The sequence below is a fragment of the Massilia sp. P1_C10 genome (assembly GCF_056406475.1).
Genome location: NZ_JBFUAC010000002.1, coordinates 267745 through 286080 on the forward strand (window position 1 = coordinate 267745; position 18336 = coordinate 286080).

Sequence of the window (18336 nt, forward strand, 5' to 3'; positions counted from 1 at the left end):
ACAGCTCCTACACACAGACGATCCACGGCTTGTGAGATGGCGAACAGATATCTTTTTTACAAGAGAGGATACTGGGTTCATCGCAAGACATTCGCCAGACAGGAGCATCACCATGAACCGCCCAACAGTACGCACCAGCATCTTCCTCGCCGCCATGCTGGCAGCGTCCGCCGCCTTTGCCGGCGCCGACATCGTCAAGTGCGTCGATCAGAATGGCCGCATCACGCTGACCGAGAACCAGTGCAGCGAAGGTGTGCAGACCGTGCTGGTGGCGGGCGCTGCCGACACGCCGGCGGCGCTGCCGTCCGAAGCCTCGCCCGCCCTGCAGGCGGCGCCGGCGCGCCGCGTTCAGCGCATCGCCTACGCGCCGCCGGTGATCCAGCATGACAGCTGGGCCGCCACGCTGCCCCGCGCGAAGATGCTGTCGCGCGACGCCGCCACGCTGAAGGCCGCGCGCACCAGCATGCAGGTGCTCGATGAAGCCTCGTCGGCATTGCGCCATCAGCGCCTGGCCGGCGTCAACTGAATGTGACCGCGCCTAGTGCAGGTCGTGCTGGCGCGGCGTCTCCACCACCGGCGCATTGCTGGCCGCGCCCAGCGTGCGCACCAGCTGCGCCAATTCTTCGTTCTGAATGAAACTGGCGGAAGACGCGGCCGTCAGCATGCGCTCCGGCGGCTGCGAGCGCGACACCGCCCAGCCCTGCACGTAATCGACCCCGATCTCGGCCAGCGTGCGCACCGTCGCCGTGTCCTCGGCCCACTCCGCGATCGTCTTCATGCCCAGGTTGACCGCCAGGTTGACGATCGCCTCGACGATGGCGACGTTGGCCGGATGGTCGTTGATGTTGACGATGAAGTTGCCGTCGATTTTCAGCACGTCGGCCGGCAGCTCCTTCAGGTAAGAGAACGAGGTGTAGCCGGCGCCGAAGTCGTCCAGCGCGACCTTGACGCCGAAGTTGCGCACCTGGTCGATGAAGCGGCGCGTGTTGTCCAGGTCGTGCAGCGCCACGCTTTCGGTGATCTCCATGCACAGGCGGCTGGCCACGTGCACGTGGCGGCCCAGGATGTCGATGGTGTCTTGCACGAAGCGCTCGTCGTTGAGCGAGGCGCCCGACAGGTTCATGCAGACGAACTGGGTGTTGGGGAGGCTTTGCAGGTTGTTCTGGATCCAGGCCAGCGTGGTCGCCAGCACCCAGCGGTCGATCACGCCGGCGCGGCCGCTCTTCTCGGCCGCCGAAATGATCGGGCCGGCCGGGGTGATGCTGCCGTCCTTTTCGCGCATCCGCAGCAGCACTTCGAAATTGAGCGACTCGTGCGGCGCCTTCAGCGACATGATCGGCTGCATCTCGAGGAACATGCCTTCGGTCGCATTGGCCGACGACAGGCGCGCCACCAGCTCGAGCTCCGCTTCGCGCTCATGGAAGGCCGAGGCGTTGCGCTCGTAGACCACCAGCCCGTCCTTGCGGCCGGTCTTCGCTTCGCGGCAGGCGCGGTCGGCGTTCGACACCGCATCCTTGATCTGCATGCCCGCGCTTACTTCGATCAGGCCGATCGAGCCGCGCACGTGGAAAGCCTTGTCGCCGACCCGGTACGGCGTATTGCCGATGCGGTCGACGATGCCGCGGCAGATCAGCGACGCCAGCGGCACCGCGGTGTCGGGCATCACGATGACGAATTCGTCGCCGCCGACGCGGCCGATCTGCTGGCCGCCGGCGAGCATGGTCTGCATCCGTTCGCACACCTGCTTGAGCACTTCGTCGCCGGCGCCGTGGCCGAACAGGTCGTTGATCAGCTTGAAGCGGTCGAGGTCGAGGTAGGCCAGCGCCAGCGGCTTGCCGGCCGCGACCGAGCCGGCCAGGCTGTCGAACATCTTCTCGATGCCGCGCCGGTTGAACACCTTGGTCAGCGGATCGTTGTTGGCCATAAAGCGCAACTGTTCGGTTGCCTTTGCCTTTTCCGTGGTGTCTTCCAGCACGCCCTCGATGCGCCCGCGCGCCAGCGTGGCGCGCACCAGGAAGCGCTTGGTGCCGTCGCGGTTCTGGATTTCCATCTCGGCGTCGGCGTGGGTGTGCACCATGTCGTGCAGCTGGCTCCACACGCCTTCGGCGAAGAACTGCTTCCAGCGGGTGCGCCCGGCCACGATCTTGGTCTCGCCCAGCATCTTGCGCAGCGCCGGATTGGTGGACAGGAAGTGGCCGTAGACGTCCAGCGTGAACAGGCCGACCGGCATCGCCTCGTAGGCGTGCTCGAGCTGCTCCTGGGCTTCGATGCGGCGTTCGGTCTCGAGGCGCATCTGCTCGGCCACGGCGAGCGCGGCCAGCAGGCTGGACGCGAGCGCGGCGGTGACGCTGTTGATCACCCCGACCATTTCGCGCAGCCCGAGCGCGGCGGCCACCACTTCGGCCACGCCGGCGGCGAAGGTGACGACGAACGAAGCGGCGAACCAGAAGGCGGCGCGGGTGTGCGAGCGGAACATGATGCTCAACAGGGCCGCACCCATCACGCACACGCCCAGTCCGGTAATGACCCACAGGACCGGCAGGAAGATGTGGTAAGGCAACAACATCGAGCTGGCGATCAGCGGCAGGCAGCACCATTCGGCGATCCGCAGCGGCATCACGTAACGCGATTTGAGCAGGTCCTTGCCGAACAGGGTCTGGAACAGCACCAGCGTGACGACCGGGTACATCGCCAGGGTCAAGGCACGACTGAGCATCAGGAATTGTTCGGGCACGATCTGGCCCAGCCACTGGATGTCCCAGCCGGCCGACAGCGCGGCCGCGCGCAGGTTGAGGATTAGCCAGCCGGCGAACAGCACGTACAGCATCTGGCGGTTGATCAGCGCGGTGATGAGCACGAACAGGGCCAGCACGACCATGCCGCCGTCGAGCAGGCCGGACTTGCGGTGGTAGCCCTGCACCGACAGATTGAGCTGGTCGGCCGGCCATTGCAGCGCGGTCAAGTGCGCCGGCCCAACAAAGCTGGCGCGACACAGCACGTGGGCCGGGGTCACGGTCAGGTTCAGGGCGAAGCCGGCCTTGACCGGCGCCAGGGCGCCGCTGGCGGTGTTGCGCGTGGTCGCGCCCAGCGATTGCAGGGACGCCTGGTCCCAGCACGCCATGTCGAGCGCGTGGCGCGACGGGAATTCGACGGCGTCGGCATCGCCCGGCTTGCCCAGCGTCGTAAAGCTGAACCAGACCGGGGCCTCGGACAGGTGGGTGTCGTAGGCTTCGACGGTGCGGCGCGCCTGCAGCGCGGCCAGCGCCGCCGCCGGGGTCAGCTGGGCGCCGCTCTGCGCGACGACCTTGAACGGGAGCGGCTGTTCGCCGCTGGCGACGTAATGGCTATTCCACAGCGCCATCGCGATCACCGACATCAGGGCGATCCCCAAAGGCACTATATAGAAGGCGAACAGACGCAGCGACTTGGCTATCGCCCGTTGGGCGAGCGCAGGCAGCGGTTTGCGCAACTCAAAATTCGTATCTGGCATTAGCGGTATCCAACTGCGGAGAAATCGCCCGTTTTTGAGACGGACAAACGTTTATTCTACGCGAAGGATACCGCAAAAATTGATACTGTAATGCAATATGAATAAATTTAGGCGAGCAACATTTCCCGGGCGCGCACCACCGACGGCGGCGCCATCGGGCGGGCCAGCCGCGAAGGCCGCACGCGCGGGGTGCGCCGGGCGCCGATATCGATGTCCGGATGCTTGATGTGGCGGAAGAAACCGAGCATCGGATGGCCCGCTTCGGTCCAGCGCTGCTCGCCGGTGGCGATCTCGAACTGCATCACGCGGTGCGGGATATTGCCGACGTGGCTGAGCGGGACCGGCGCCTTGTCCTCGAACACGTCGGAAAACAGCAGCTGTTCATATTGACGGTCGATCGGCGCGCGGCCGGTGACCACCGCGTATTCGATATTGTTGGCTTCGCAATACTCGAAGCTGGCCTTGATCAGCGCCACCTTGACGACGCGGCCGATGCGGCCTTCGCCGATGCCCAGGCGGGTGACTTCGGCCAGGCGGCGTCCCTGCAGGTAGGCCGGCAGCGCCACCGAATCTTCCACCGACAAGGCGCGGTGCAGGTTGGTCTGGATCCGCAGGCTGCCCAGCGCCGAGCCGTCCAGCTTGGACTGCGCCAGCAGTACCACGCAGTCGTCTTCGTAATCGGCGTGCTCCGGCTCGATCAGGGTCTGGGCGAATTCAGGGATGTGGCGCGCATACGCGGCATGGCGGATCTGCACCGCCAGGCGCATGTCGTCGTCGCTCTGGACGCGCTTGATGGTGAATGGCAGGCGCTCGATCGCCTGCTCGTGAGTGCGGCCGACGGCGCCAGCGAGCATGCGGGCGGTGCGGGAAGGGATGGCTGCCACTGCGTCGAACTGTTCCATTTTGACACTCCTGGGATAATTGGTTGGATTGCGTTTTGTCAATTATCTGCCCGTAAGAAATTATCAAAGTGTCGATAAGCTATCGATTTATGGTCTATTTCAATGGATTTGTTTCATACGAGAATATTGAGGTTTGACCCTCATAACCGTAAGTCACGCCAATTTCGTGCTTCTGCGCGAATCATGAACATCAAGCTTGTGACGAAAGCGTAATGCTGCTTTTGTGGCAGCAATTGGCCCCTGAACGGGGCGTATCGGTGGCGTTTGCAGGAAGGCATGCCAAAGCGAGTAGCCTGTTTGGATAGCGATTTTCGCAATGGCAAAAGCGAAATGTCGCCACAAGGCAAATACCTCAAGTCAACATTGAGGCCGCGGTTTTTGAAATCCGTTCCATTTCCATTCAGGTCACATTCGACTGGTTTCGCCCAGGCCCGATCGGAAAACAAGCAACAGCGCGCGTCGCCGCGTTACGGATCGAGCCTGGCTTCGGCCAGCTGCCTGGCCAGGAATTCGACCAACGCCGCCACCCGCGGCGCCAGCGCGCCCTGCTTGTAGAACACCGCCCACACGGGCTCCGACCACGCCAGGGTAAGCTCGGGCATCACCTCCACCAGTGCGCCGGCCGCGACATCGTCGCGCGTGAGGAAATCGGACAGCCGCACGATGCCCGCGCCGGCCAGCGCCAGGTGGCGCAGCGTCTCGCCGCTCGACGCCGTCACCGCCGGGCTGACCGCCACGCCCTCGCCGCCAGCATGCGCCAGCGGCCAGATGTTCAGCGAGGCCGGCGCGGTGAACCCGAGCAGCCGGTGCGCCGGCAGGTCGGCCACGTCGCGCGGGCAGCCGTGGCGCGCGATGTACGCCGGCGCCGCCAGCAGGCGCACGCGGCTGCTGCCAAGCCGGCGCGCATTCAGGGTCGAATCGGCCAGCGGTCCAATCCGGATCGCCATGTCGGCGCGCTCTTCGATCAGGTCGACCACGGTCTCGCCGCCGGTCAGCTCCAGCTTCACCAGCGGGTAGGCGTCGAGGAAATCGGCGGCCAGCGGCGCCACCAGGTGATTGAGCGCCGGCGTCGAGGCGTTCACCCGCACCAGGCCGGACGGCTGCGAGCGGCGCGCCGCCACCTGCGCCTCGGTGTCTTCCAGTTCAGCGATCACCGAGCGCGCGCGCGCCAGCAGCCAGCTGCCCTCCTCGGTCAGGTCGAGGCGGCGCGTGGTCCGATGCATCAGCGTCATCTGCAGCTGCGCCTCCAGCCGCGAAATGGTGCGGCTGACGCCCGACGGCGTCTGCCCCAGCCGCTCGGCGGCGGCGGAAAACGAGCCGGTATCTATCACCGTCGCGAAGGCAATCAGTGCATCGACATCGATCATTTGTGACTCCAGATCAAAAGTCTATTGTACGGCCGGGGATTTTTCTTTGCGCCGCGCGCGCCCACACTGCATGCCTCTCTCATTTAAGGAACCACCATGCCACTCGCACTCTGGGCGCTGACGCTGTCGGCATTCGCCATCGGCACCACCGAATTCGTCATCGTCGGCCTGATCCCGACCATCGCCGCCGCCGTCGGCGTGTCGGTCCCCTCGGCCGGCCTGCTGGTCAGCCTGTACGCGCTCGGCGTGGCGGTCGGCGCGCCGGTGCTGACCGCCCTGACCGGCCGCGTGCCGCGAAAGCAGCTGTTGATCGCCCTGATGGTGCTGTTCACCATCGGTAACCTGCTGGCCTGGCAGGCGCCCGGCTACGCCACGCTGATGGCGGCGCGCGTGCTGACCGGCCTCGCGCACGGCGTGTTCTTCTCGATCGGCTCGACCATCGCCACCAGCCTGGTGCCGAAGGAGAAAGCGGCCAGCGCCATCGCCCTGATGTTTTCCGGCCTGACGGTGGCGCTGGTCACCGGCGTGCCGCTGGGAACCTGGATCGGCCAGGCTTTCGGCTGGCAGGCGACCTTCCTCGCAGTGTCGCTGCTGGGCGTGCTCGCGATTGCCGGCAGCGCGCTGCTGGTGCCGCGCGATATCGCAGGCGCCGAGCCGGCACCGCTGATGACGCAGCTGGCGGTGCTGCGCAAGCCGCGCCTGCTGCTGGTGTATGCGATGACCACGCTCGGCTACGGCGGCACCTTCATCGCCTTCACCTACCTGCCGCCGATCCTGCAGGAAGTCTCGGGCTTCGGCGCGTCGTCGATCAGCCTGGTGATGCTGGTGTACGGCGTGTCCGTCGCGGCCGGGAACATCTGGGGCGGCAGGCTGGCCGACCGCAAGGGCCCGTTGCGCGCGCTGCAGATCGTGTTCGCGTTGCTGGCGGCGGTGCTGCTGGCGCTGACGTTCACCGCGCCGCACAAGCTGCTGGTGCTGGCCACGGTGCTGGCGTGGGGCGCGGTCGCCTTCGGCAACGTGCCGGGCCTGCAGGTGTATGTGGTCAAGCGCGCCGAGCACGACGCGCCGCGGGCGGTCGACGTGGCATCGGGCCTGAACATCGCCGCTTTCAACGTCGGCATCGCGCTGGGCGCCTGGGGCGGCGGCCTGGTGGTCGCGCATCTCAGCCTGATGGCCACGCCGTGGATCGGCGCGGGGGTGGTGCTGGGCGCGCTGGCGCTGACCACGCTGGCCGCCTGCCTCGACGAGCGCGACGCGGCGGCGGCGCCGGCGCCGGAACAACTCCGGCACGCTGCCTGACCTATTTATCCAGCTCGGGATAGTGGCGGAAGATGCCTTCTTCATTGAACGGTATCCGCCGCTTCGACATAAGATAAGCGGCGATGTTCGGCCTTGCCGCCACCTGTTCGCGAAGCGCCATCAGCCGCGGATACCGCGGCCCGATCCGCGCCATCGCCTTGGGAAACGCATAGCGCAGTCCTTCGATCACCTGGAACATCGACAGGTCGGCATAGGTCAGCTTCGCGCCATTCAGATGCCCGCCCTTGCCTGCCGCCGCCAGCACGCCCTCGAAATAATTGAAGTACTTCGGCACCCGCTCGGCCAGGAAGTCGGCGGCGCGCTTCTTCGCCTCCTTCTTCTGGTCTTCGTAATACAGCGAGGACGAAATCGGATGATGGGTGTCGTGCGCTTCGGCCACCAGGTCGGCGATCGTCAGTTGCAGCTGGTGGACCCACAGCCGGCCCGCCTGCGCGCGCGGCGCCAGTCCATGCGCGGCGCCCAGGAACATCAGGATGTTCGCGGTCTGGCCGATCAGCCGGTCGCCGGCCGCCAGGAACGGCGGCGCGAACGACGGCGTGCCGGCCTCCTTCATCCGCTTCATCATCGCGCGCACGCCGTCGCGCCCGCGCGCGACGTCGACATACTCCGCCTGCGCTTCCTCGAGCGCCAGCCGGACGAATTCGCCGCGGCCCTGGATCGTGGGCCAGTAATACAGCTGGTAGACCATCGCCGCCTCCATCGTTTGCCGGGCCTTCGATTATCGGCCAAATTCCTTTCGCCGGCGCCGGCTTCCGTGCTAGTCTCCGGCTACCGTCGCAGAGCGGTCACAAGAGGCCATCAACAAGGAGAAAAACATGCTGAAGAAAATCGCACTCGTCATATTTGCAGCCCTGGTCATCATCGTCGGCATCGCCATGACGAAGCCGGACACCTACACGGTCAAGCGCACCGTCACGATCAAGGCCACGCCGGAAAAAATCGCCCCGCTGATCACCGACTTCCACCAGTGGGCCAGCTGGTCGCCATGGGAGAAGCTCGACCCCGCCATGCAGCGCACCTTCAGCGGCGCCGCCTCCGGCAAGGGCGCCATCTACGAGTGGAAAGGCAACAAGGACGTCGGCCAGGGCCGCATGGAGATCACCGAGGCGGCCAGCCCGGCCAGCACGAAGATCGACCTGCTGTTCAAGGAGCCGTTCGAGTCGCGCAACACCACCGAGTTCGTGCTGGTGCCGCAGGGCGCCGAGACCCAAGTGACCTGGAACATGGCCGGCCCGATGAATTTCATGACCAAAGTCATGAGCGTTTTCACCAGCATGGACGCCATGATCGGCAAGGATTTCGACAAGGGCCTGGCCAGCATGAAGGCGGTAGCGGAAAAGTAACTCCATTGAGCGAGATCACCGCTCGATCCGAAAGGTAAGTCAAGATGAAGTGAGGGTTGTCCGGCCATGCTGCCGGGCGGCCCGCACTTTTCGACAACCGCGGAGCCGCCCCGATGATCATCGCTCAACTCGTGAAGCAGTGGCTGACCCGGCGTGCGCGATACGGAATCAAATCTTCTCTGGCCTTCATCGCGCGCAGCCTGCGCGTGCTGCTCTACCGCAGCGAGCACCGGCGCCTGTGCCGGCTCGACGTCTACCGCAACTACGTCGCCGCGCCGCCCAACGACGACCTGTTCCATCACCTCAGCCACAAGTACTACCTGATCAGCGAGCTTGGCCGGCGCGCGCGCATTGCCTGCGTGCTGCGCCACTACGGCTTCGAGGACGAGACTTTCAACACCGCCTACAAATACGCCGTCTACCGCGCCGGCGGCCTGACGCTGTGGCAGCGCCGCGCCAACGGCTGCCGCTTCGCCATCACGCTGTCGATGGCCTCGCGCATGGACGCCGAAGGCGACCTGACTATCATGTTCGATGCCGACGGCACCTGCCTGCACCGCCTCAGCTTCAGCTGGATCGACGGCCGCTTCGCCGGCGTGGCCGCGCCTCTGCTGCCGTTCGTGGCGCGCAACCAGGGCAGCCCACCCGAGTCGCACCTGGCGATCGCCGCGTTCGAGCAGGCCTTCCCGCACAATTCGCCCAGCCTGTTCTGCACCGCCGCCATGCAGGGCGTGGCGCTGGCCGTCGGCATGACGCAGATCGCCGCGATCAAGCACAGCTTTCATCCGGTCGGATATCGCGCTTCGCCCGAGCGCGCCGCGCGCATGGAGGCCGCCTACGACAATGTCTGGAAGCTGCTCGGCGGCGTCGAGCAGCCGGGCCCGTGCTGGCTGATCGCGCTGCCGTACCGTCTCAAGCCGCTGTCGGAAATACCGGCCAAGCACCGCAAGCGGGCAGCCACGCGGCGCGCCCACTGGCACGAAATCGGCGAGGCCGCGCGCGCCATGCTCGAGTCCAAGCTCAAGCGCGTTCCCAAGCCGGTGCCCGCGCATGCGCCCGGCCGCGAGATCACTTCCGCTTTTTGAGCCGTCTTCGCCTGCATCAGCCGGCAACACGCGCCCCATCGGTTCATGATAAACTCTGCGCTCGCTAGGGGTCCCGGGATGCGTTCCGGGTGAGAGATACCCTCCGTACCTGATCTGGATAATGCCAGCGTAGGAAAGCGCAAAGTAGTTCCCCCTTTGTCCGCTCCCCTCCCGTCTGGCTCCGGTTTTTATAGTACGCACCGGCGCGTCCGGTGCATGAAACGAGCAGACAATGTCCCAACCAATCCTGAAGTATTCCGTACTCGCCTTCGCCGTCATGCAGGCGTGTTCCGCCATCGCCCAGACCACCATGACGGAAGTGGTCATCACCGGCGCCAGGCCGGCCGGCAGCGAACGCGTCGCCATCGGCGGCTTTGCCGAGGCGCCGCTGCTGGAAACGCCGGCCTCGGTCAGCGTGATCGACCGCCAGCGCATGCAGGACCTCGGCATCCACAACAGCACCGACGCCATGAAGCTCGACGCCGCCGTCAGCGATTCGTACAACGCGGTCGGCTATGCCGAGAACTTCTCGATCCGCGGCTTCAGCCTGGATAACACCTCGAGCTACCGCAAGGACGGCCTGGCGATCCCGGGCGACACCCAGATCCCGCTGGAGAACAAGGAGCGCATCGAAGTGCTCAAGGGCCTGGCCGGCCTGCAGGCGGGCGTCGCCGCGCCGGGCGGCATCATCAACTACGTCACCAAGCGTCCGACCGCTACCGCCCTGCGTTCGGCGACGTTCGAAGTGCGCGAGCGCGGCACGCTGTACGGCGCGATCGACCTGGGCGGCCGCTTCGAAGATCGCCGCTTCGGCTATCGCATCAACGCCGCCGCCGAAAAGCTGCGCTCCTACGTCAAGGGCGCCGACGGCGAGCGCCAGTTCGTCTCCGGCGCCTTCGACTGGCAGATCACGCCGGACGCGCTGCTGCAGCTCGACCTCGACTACCAGCACAAGTCGCAGCTGTCGGTGCCGGGCTACCAGCTGATCCGGAACGTCAGCCTGCCGACCGGGATCTCGCAGGCCATGCTGCTCAACGACCAGCCGTGGGCCAGGCCGGTCGACACCAGGAGCACCAACGCCGGGCTGCGTTTCGAGTACCGTCTCAGCGACGACTGGAAGGCCAGCGTCAGCATGAACAAGCACTGGTTCAAGCGCGACGACTTCACCGCCTTCCCTTACGGCTGCAGCAACGAGGGCGAGGGCTTCTACCCTGGCTTCTGCTCGAACGGCGACTATGACGTCTACGATTACCGCAGCGTCGGCGAGCGCAAGACCCCGTTCGGCGCGCAAGCCATGGTGCAGGGAAAATTCGCCACCGGCGCGGTCAGGCATGACCTGACCGCCGGCGCGTCGCTCTTCACGCGCCACGACAAGGCCAACGACTACGTCTACGAGTACGCGGGCTTCAGCAACATCTACCACAACATCATCGTGCCGCCCGCGCCGGGCACCCTGATTCCCGGACCGGACGACCGCAACGAAAACGAGCGCGCGCTGTTTGTGCAGGATATCGCCGCCCTGTCGCCGCAGCTGAAACTGCACGCCGGCCTGCGCTACGTGCAGGTGAAACGCGACCAGGGCCTTGCCCACACCGACGAAGGCTTCGCGCTGCCGAACGTCGCGCTGGTGTATGGCGTCAACCAGGACTGGAACGTGTATGGCGCGCTGACCCATGGCCTCGAGCACGGCGGCATTGCACCCGTCGATCCGGCGCATCCACTCACCAACGAAAACCAGGCGCTGGCGCCGAGCCGCTCCAGGCAGATCGAAGCGGGCATCAAGGGAGTGATCGGCAAGGACACCGTTGTCTCGGCCGCGCTGTTCCAGATCCGCAAGGGCCACGAGTTCACCGACGAATCGATCAGCACCTACGTGCGCCGCGGCGAATCGACCCATCGCGGCTTCGAGCTGTCGGCGCAGGGCCGCGTCTTCGCCGGCCTGGAATACGGCGCGTCGCTGCTGGCGCTGCACACCGAACAGGAAGGCACCGGCCAGGCGGACTTCGACGGCAAGCGCGTCACGGATGTGCCGAACTTCAAATCGAGCGCGTGGCTGGAGTATGCGGTGCCCGCGGTGGCGGGCCTGAAGGTCAACGCGGCGTGGCAGTATTCGGCGAAGAAGTACTTCGACCTGGCGAACACGGTCGACGTGCCGGCCTACCACCTGTTCGACCTGGGTGCGTCGTACGCGACCCGCGTGGGCGGCATGTCGACCACGCTGCGCTTCGGCGTCAACAACGTGTTCGACAAGTTCTACTGGCGCGACGTCACGCCGGCGCTGGGCGGCTACCTGCTGACCGGCGCGCCGCGCACCTTCCGCGCATCGGCGCAGTTCGACTTCTAAAAAACGTACTGGATCCGCATCGCGACGCTCTTGGCGTTGCGTGCGGAGTTCTTGCCGATCAGGTAAGCCGCTTCGTACTTCCACTCATGTCCGCCCGCCAGCAGCCAGTTGCCCGCAACGACAGGCCCGGCGCGGTGCGACTGCCGCTCGCGCGGCAGCCAGTCGTTCCACTTCCCCATCTCGCCGAAGCCCTGCACGCCGAACTGCAGCTTTTCAATCCAGCGGTACTTCACCTGCCATTGGTAGGCGATCGTGGTCGGCTCGGCCGGCGCGACGCGCAGGTGGCGCTGCAGGAACACGTTGACGTTCAATTGGGTGCGCCCGAATTCGGTCTGCAGCACCGGGCCATATTCGACGCCGATTTCGCCCGATCCGTCGGCGGCCCGTTCGACGTTGGTGTGGAAAGCGACGTCGACCGGCAATTCGCCCTGGGTCAGCATGAAGTCGTTCTGCCATTCGATCGCGGACAGGTGATTCGAGCCCGGGCTCATCTGAAACCACTGCGCCGTCACTTCCGTGTACCAGCGCGAGCTGACGTTCCATGCCAGGCCCAGTTCGGGCGCACTGCGCATTGTCTTGCCGGTCGGGTGGGCACTCCAATACTTGAAGTCGGCCGAGACCTGCCCTTCGTTGGGATAGGTGGTGACCAGGTAGTAGCCGGTGTCGGCGAGCGCGTGCTGCGCACTTAAGACCAGGGACGTCAACAACAGAATTTTCTTCATCGACGGATTCTCGCGGTTGATTCAGTGATCGATTTGTTCGAGCAGGCCGGCGGCGCGCTCGAGGCGCCGATCCAGGCCGCCTTCCAGCAGCGTGTAGGCGATGCCCTGGCGCGCCAGCCGCTCGACCAGCGCCTGGTGCACCTCGAGGCGCACCGCTGCCGACTCGCGCTGCAGGCCATCCGGTATCCACGGGCCGTCGGGCGCCGCCACCAGCGTCAGCGCGTAGTCGTGATGCCGGGCCAGCGCGTCCAGCTGCGGGTCGACGCGGCCCCAGTACACGCCACTGTAGACCGCCGTCATCAGCGGCGTGGTGTCGCAAAACAAGAAGCGCTGCGCCATCGGCTCGGCCGCATCCTCGCGCGCGCGCTGGGTTTGCGCAATCCCCAGCTGGTCTTGTTCGAAGGGCACGCGCGCCTCGGTCTCGACGAACTCGCGCAGGTATTCGCGCACCCAGACGGTGCCGTAGCGGCTTGCCAACGCCGTTGCCAGCGTCGACTTGCCGGTCGATTCGGCGCCCAGGATGGCGATGCGCTTCACGCTCATCGCGCCACCCGGCTCCACGCGCGCAGCCCGATCACCGCCATGACGACGAACAGCGCATACAGGATCGCCGTCAGCACCAGGTTCTTGTACACGTACAGGCCGACGTACAGCACGTCGACCGCGATCCAGGCGTGCCAGTTCTCGACCTTCTTGCGCGACAGGAGCACCTGGCCGAGCAGGCTGCCGGCGGTCAGGAAGCCGTCGGTATGGGGCACGTCGGTGTTGGTCCACGTTTTCAGGAACCAGGACAGCACCAGGAAGCCGAGCGCCCAGCCGGCCAGCGACATCATCCAGCCGCGCCGGTCGAGCCGCGTGACGTCGAGCACCTGGCCTTCCGCGCCGCCGTGCAGCCAGCTGTACCAGCCCCACACCGAGACGACGATGAAGACGACCTGCAGGCCGGCGTCGCCGTACAGGCGCGAATTGAAGAAGACCACGCCGTAAGCGGCCGACGAAATGATCGCGAACAGCCAGGCCCAGTGGTTGCGCCGGATGTTGAGCAGCACGGTGATGACCGACAGGACAAAGGAAATCAGTTCAAGCGGGGTGGTGGCAAAGCCGAACAGCGGAAGCGTGTCGTTCATCGGGATGGGGTCAGGGTCAATCGGGGCTGCATGCCGGCGCGCGCGGCCAGGCGCACCAGCAGGTCGAGGCTGAATTGCGCGGTCTTGCCGTGCTTGATTTCGGACACCCGCGCCTGGGTGGTGCCAAGCACCGCCGCCGCCGCGGTCTGGGTCAGGCCGGAATGCTCCAGCCACGCCTCGAGCGCGTCCGTCAGCGCGGCGCGCATGGAAAGTTCTTCGGGGGCGGGATGATTGAGTTGGTTCATGGGCCGGTCCAGTATGCGGCAGGCGATGAAATTATGCAAGATCTCGCATAATTGTCGCATTCTTGCTCTGTACAAAAAGTTGCTTTGCTTTTAGGAAAGTCGTGGATATACTTTTTCGCAATCTTTCCCGCGCCGCAACCGGCGGCGCGCCACCCTTGGAGTCCGAAGATGCGCCTGCGCCACCTGCTACCCTGCACCATCCTTGCCGCCGCAGTCCAGACACTCGCCCACGCGGCCGATCCGCTGGTGCCGATCGACGCCTTCGTCGAGCCGATCCGCTTCAGCCAGCCGCGCATCTCGCCGGACGGCAAACACATCGCCGTCAACGTCCGCATCCAGCGCGGTGAGCGCAGCGTGCCGACCATGCGGGTGTATGCGCTGCCCGGCCTGCAGGTCGTCAGCACCATCGGCCTGCCCGGTTTCGAAATCCCGGTCGATTTCCAGTGGATCAGCAACCGCCGCCTGATCGTCGAAAAGGGCATGGAAGTAGGCCTGCGCGAACGGCCGATGCGCACCGGCGAAGTGGTGGCGGTCGACCTGGACGGCACCAAGCCGGAGTACCTGTACGGCTACAAGGGCTTCCGGCAGTCGAGCCGGGGCGACCGTTACGGCGACGATCACGGCTGGGGCGAAGTGGAACACATCCCGCTGAGCCGCGACGGCCACATCTTCCTCGGTGGCCATCTGTGGGGCGAAAGCGGCCACAGCATGTTATACGACATCAATTCGAACACCTCGGTTCGCAAGCTGGTGGCGGACATCCCGATGAAGGACGCGAACTTCGTGTTCCAGAACGACGCCAAGCCGCGCTTTGCATTTGGCGAGGACGACGACAACGAAGCGTTCGTATACCGCCTCGACGACGCCAGCGGCGAGTGGCGCAAGATCGAACGCGAGCCGCGCACGCCGCGCTTCCATCCGCGCGCTTTCACGCCTGACAATAGCGAGGTGTATGGCTGGCTGAGCACCGCAGGCGGGCCGTGGGCGCTGGTGCGCGAGAACATGGCGACCGGCGCGCGCACGGTGATCGCGAAAGACCCGGTGGCCAGCATTCAGGAGCTGTACTTCGGCAGCGGACGGCCGGCGACACCGTTCGCGTATTCCGCCTCGAACGGCAAACCGCTGGTGCGCTACTTCGACGAGAACAGCGCCGACGCTATCCTGCACAAGACCCTGTCCGCGCAATTCCCCGGCGAGTTCGTCCACTTCCTCAATTTCAGCGACGACGGCCAGAAGCTGGTGTTCAGCGTGAGAAGCGACCGCGACCCGGGTTCGTACTACCTGTTCGACAAACAGAGCGGCAAGGCCCAGATGCTGTTTGCGAACATGGAGCAAATCGACCCGGACCAGATGGCCGAGCGGCGCCCGATCCAGTTCGCCGCGCGCGACGGGCTCACCATCACCGGCTTCCTGACCATGCCGAAGAACCCGACCGGGAAGAAGCTGCCGATGGTGCTGATGCCGCACGGCGGGCCGCTCGACGTGTCGGACACCTGGTATTTCGATGACAATGCGCAGTTCCTCGCCAGCCGCGGTTACGCCGTTTTGCAGATCAATTACCGCGGCTCGGAGGGGCGCGGTCCGGCTTACCGGCGCGCCGGCTACCGCCAGTGGGGCGGCAAAATGATCGACGACCTGACCGATGGCGTGAAATGGGCCAACGGCCAGGCCGGCATCGATCCGGCCCGCGTGTGCGTCTCCGGCGGCAGCTACGGCGGCTACGCGGCGATGATGCTGGCCGTGCGCGAGCCGGACTTGTTCAAGTGCGCCGCGGGCTATTCGGGACTCTACGACCTGGCCGACCGGTTCAACTTTGAAGGCGTCAAGGGAAACAAGCAGATTACCAATTTCCTGAAGAAGACGGTGGGCGAGGATATTTCGGAGCTGAAGGCCATTTCGCCGGTGAACCTGGCCGCACGCATCAAGATTCCGGTCTTGCTCGTTCATGGCAACAAGGACAAGCGCACCCCGCTCGGCCAGGCAGAAACGATGCGCGACGAATTGACCAAGGCTGGCCGGCCGCCGCAGTGGATGTTGGTGAAGGACGAGGGGCACGGCTTCTACGACGAGGAACACCGCAAGCAGTATTACGAGACGCTCGCGGCCTTCCTCGACAAGCATATCGGGCACTAAAAGAAAAAGGCCAGGTTCGACAGACCTGGCCTTTTTTTCGACTGGCAGCCGATTACTTCTTCGGGTACTTGATCGTCATTTCCTTGAGCAGGTTGTCGGCGTGGTCGACTTCCTTCATCACCCACAGCATGTAGCGGATGTCGACGTGGATCGCGCGCGTGATGGCGGGGTCGAAATACCAGTCCTTGGTGATCGACTCGTAGGTCGAATCGAAGTTCAGGCCAATCAGCTCGCCACGCTTGTTCATCACGGCCGAACCGGAATTGCCGCCGGTGGTATCGGCGCTCGACAGGAAGTTGACCGGCACCGTGCCCAGCACCGGATCCTTGAATACGCCATAACGCTTGTCCTTGATCGCCTCGAGCAGCTCCTTCGGCGCGATGAACGGATCCTTGCCGGTGTGCTTCTCGGTGATCCCTTCGACCGTGGTGAACGGGCCCTTGGTCACCCCATCGCGGGACACGTACGGCGCCACGGTGCCGAAGGTGACGCGCAGCGTCGAATTCGCGTCGGGATAAACCGGCTTGCCCTGGCTCTTCTTCCACGCGATCACGGCCGCCATGTACTGCGGGACGATGCGTTCGAGGTTGCCGGATACTTCCTTGCGGCGGTTTTCCAGGTTCATGCCGACGTCGCTCATGTGCACGGCCATTCTGATGAAGGCGTCGTCCGACTTGCGGAAGGCGTCCGCGTCCTTGCCGATCCAGGCCAGGCGCTTGGCGGTGTCGCCCAGCTCCGTCGCCTTGTACAGCGCAGGCACGGCGGCCTGCGCCGGCACCAGCGCGTCGAGGCCCTGCGGATGCATGCGCGGCGCCATCTTGCTGTAGCGCTGCAGCGCGGCCGAATAGCGCGCTTCGTCGACGCTGGCGACGAACGACTGCTCCAGGCGGGCCAGGCGCGCCTTGATGAACGACAGGTCGCGTTCCTGGTAGCCGGCTTCACGCCTGGCGTTCGGCTTCTGCTGTTCCAGTGCGAGGCGGTACAAGGTGCGCGCGCTGGCCAGCAGGTCGCTGTGGGTGGCGACCGACCATGCGTACTCCTCTTCCGACAACGCCATGTCGGCGGCGATCACCGCGTCCAGGTCGGCCATCAGGGTCTTCGGCGCGGCCGAAGGGTTCTTGGCCAGCCAGGCGCGGAACTCGGCGTCCTGCACGTCCTTGATCGCGGCGATGTCCTTGCGCGCGAAGCCGTCCATCAGGCCCTGGGTTTTCTTGAGCACGTTGTTGATGCTCTTGACGTTGTTCGCGTAGCGCACGTCGTAGGCGGGATTGCCCATGGTGGCGGCGGCGATCACGGCCAGGTCGGCCTGCATGCCGGCCACGCGCAGCGGGAAGTCGGCGTCGCGCGCGAAGCGGATTTCCGATGGCAGCTTGTAGCGGCTGGTGCGGCCAGGGTAGCCGGCCAGCAGGACCGGGTCGCCGTTCTTCAGGCCTTCGGCCGACACCACCAGGAAGTCCTTCGACTTGAACGGCACGTTGTCGGGCGACGGATCGGCCGGGCGGCCGTCCTTGCCGACGTAGGCGCGCAGGAACGAGAAGTCGCCGGTGTGGCGCGGGAATTCGTAGTTGTCGATGTCGCCGCCGTAGTTGCCGATCTTGTCGGATGGCGCGTACACCAGGCGCACGTCGCGGATCATCATCTGGCGGATGCGGTAGTACTCGAGGCCGCGGTGGAAGGCCGGCACCGAGCAGCGGTACGCCTTGTCGGTCTCGCACTCGGCGATCAGCGCCTTGATCCGCGACTGCACTTCTTCATGGCGCTCGCGGCCCGGCATCGAAGGCGACAGGCCTTTCAATACGCGGTCGGTGACGTTCTCCACCTTCTCGGTGACGTACACCTGCAGCGTCGGGCCGCCAGCCAGCTCGGACGCGCGGTCCTTGGCCAGGTAGCCGTTGGCGATGTAGTTGTGCTCCGGGGTCGAATTGCGCTGGATCGCCGCGTAGCCGCAGTGGTGGTTGGTGACGATCAGGCCGTCCGGCGACACGAACGAGGCCGAGCAGCCGCCGGTCGAGACGATTGCGCTCATCGGATGCTTCGACAGGTCGGCCAGTTTTTCGGCCGGCATGGTGATGCCGATGCGTTTGAGTTCGGACTTGAGCTGGGTGAGCTGGTGCGGCTGCCATTGGCCTTCGTCGGCGCTGGCGGTGGCGCAGGCGCCGAGCAAGGCGACTGGCAAGACGATTGATTTGAACAAGATGGTGTCCCCGGATTATAAAAAGCAAGCGGGGAGTATAGCTGCCTTGGAAACGGCTGGGAAT

At 65.3% G+C, this 18336-nt stretch carries 15 protein-coding genes and 1 riboswitch; of the genes, 6 read left to right on the plus strand and 9 right to left on the minus strand.

The genetic code is table 11. The features are described from left to right. Positions 1-112 precede the first annotated feature (112 nt). Positions 113-526 carry a DUF4124 domain-containing protein gene (locus tag AC1D02_RS05440; protein WP_477314503.1) on the plus strand — a complete coding sequence of 138 codons (414 nt, stop codon included), beginning with the start codon at positions 113-115 and terminating at the stop codon, positions 524-526. 12 nt (positions 527-538) lie between these two features. Here AC1D02_RS05440 and AC1D02_RS05445 read toward each other — a convergent pair whose 3' ends face one another. The 3 genes from AC1D02_RS05445 to AC1D02_RS05455 form a co-directional block, all read right to left on the minus strand. Continuing rightward, entirely contained in the window at positions 539-3490 is a 2952-nt protein-coding gene (locus AC1D02_RS05445; RefSeq protein WP_477314505.1) for an EAL domain-containing protein, read from the minus strand. Between the two features lie 107 nt (positions 3491-3597). After that, complete coding sequence (locus tag AC1D02_RS05450) at positions 3598-4392, minus strand: hypothetical protein (RefSeq protein ID WP_477314507.1); 795 nt, start codon at positions 4390-4392, stop codon at positions 3598-3600. A gap of 467 nt (positions 4393-4859) precedes the next feature. Next, positions 4860-5759 (minus strand): LysR family transcriptional regulator, encoded by a 900-nt coding sequence (locus AC1D02_RS05455; protein WP_477314509.1) that lies wholly within the window; start codon positions 5757-5759, stop codon positions 4860-4862. A 96-nt stretch (positions 5760-5855) separates the two neighbouring features. Between AC1D02_RS05455 and AC1D02_RS05460 the strand changes: the two genes are divergently transcribed. Then, entirely contained in the window at positions 5856-7058 is a 1203-nt protein-coding gene (locus AC1D02_RS05460) for an MFS transporter (protein WP_477314511.1), read from the plus strand. Position 7059: 1 nt separating this feature from the next. Here AC1D02_RS05460 and AC1D02_RS05465 read toward each other — a convergent pair whose 3' ends face one another. Further along, on the minus strand, positions 7060-7767 hold the full coding sequence (locus tag AC1D02_RS05465) for a glutathione S-transferase (protein WP_477314513.1): 708 nt from the start codon (positions 7765-7767) through the stop codon (positions 7060-7062). 127 nt (positions 7768-7894) lie between these two features. Here AC1D02_RS05465 and AC1D02_RS05470 point away from each other — a divergent pair, with 127 nt between their 5' ends. The 3 genes from AC1D02_RS05470 to AC1D02_RS05480 all read left to right on the plus strand — a co-directional run bounded on the left by AC1D02_RS05470 (position 7895) and on the right by AC1D02_RS05480 (position 11851). Further along, positions 7895-8422 (plus strand): SRPBCC family protein, encoded by a 528-nt coding sequence (locus AC1D02_RS05470; protein WP_477314515.1) that lies wholly within the window; start codon positions 7895-7897, stop codon positions 8420-8422. A 113-nt stretch (positions 8423-8535) separates the two neighbouring features. Beyond that, a complete protein-coding gene (locus AC1D02_RS05475; protein ID WP_477314517.1) occupies positions 8536-9507 on the plus strand; it encodes a DUF535 family protein in 972 nt (323 codons plus the stop codon). 56 nt (positions 9508-9563) lie between these two features. Beyond that, positions 9564-9660: riboswitch (TPP riboswitch) on the plus strand. 79 nt (positions 9661-9739) lie between these two features. Continuing rightward, positions 9740-11851 carry a TonB-dependent siderophore receptor gene (locus AC1D02_RS05480; RefSeq protein ID WP_477314519.1) on the plus strand — a complete coding sequence of 704 codons (2112 nt, stop codon included), beginning with the start codon at positions 9740-9742 and terminating at the stop codon, positions 11849-11851. On the opposite strand, the gene AC1D02_RS05485 is transcribed toward AC1D02_RS05480, so the two are convergent. From AC1D02_RS05485 to AC1D02_RS05500, 4 genes are read right to left on the minus strand one after another with little or no spacing between them, the layout of a single operon-like run. Continuing rightward, a complete protein-coding gene (locus tag AC1D02_RS05485; protein WP_477314521.1) occupies positions 11848-12573 on the minus strand; it encodes a hypothetical protein in 726 nt (241 codons plus the stop codon). The genes AC1D02_RS05480 and AC1D02_RS05485 overlap by 4 nt on opposite strands. A gap of 21 nt (positions 12574-12594) precedes the next feature. After that, a complete protein-coding gene (locus tag AC1D02_RS05490) occupies positions 12595-13116 on the minus strand; it encodes an AAA family ATPase (protein WP_477314523.1) in 522 nt (173 codons plus the stop codon). Beyond that, positions 13113-13700 (minus strand): nicotinamide riboside transporter PnuC, encoded by a 588-nt coding sequence (gene pnuC, locus AC1D02_RS05495; protein ID WP_477314525.1) that lies wholly within the window; start codon positions 13698-13700, stop codon positions 13113-13115. Before pnuC ends, AC1D02_RS05490 begins: the two co-directional genes overlap by 4 nt. Next, complete coding sequence (locus tag AC1D02_RS05500) at positions 13697-13945, minus strand: helix-turn-helix domain-containing protein (RefSeq protein WP_477314527.1); 249 nt, start codon at positions 13943-13945, stop codon at positions 13697-13699. Before AC1D02_RS05500 ends, pnuC begins: the two co-directional genes overlap by 4 nt. 168 nt (positions 13946-14113) lie before the next feature. Between AC1D02_RS05500 and AC1D02_RS05505 the strand changes: the two genes are divergently transcribed. Continuing rightward, positions 14114-16078, plus strand: a complete 1965-nt coding sequence (locus AC1D02_RS05505) for a S9 family peptidase (protein ID WP_477314529.1) — start codon at positions 14114-14116, stop codon at positions 16076-16078. 52 nt (positions 16079-16130) lie between these two features. Here the strand turns inward: AC1D02_RS05505 and AC1D02_RS05510 are convergent, their stop codons facing one another. Further along, positions 16131-18272: a S46 family peptidase gene (locus tag AC1D02_RS05510; RefSeq protein ID WP_477314531.1), complete on the minus strand. Its 2142-nt coding sequence runs from the start codon at positions 18270-18272 to the stop codon at positions 16131-16133. Between the last annotated feature and the right edge of the window lie 64 nt (positions 18273-18336).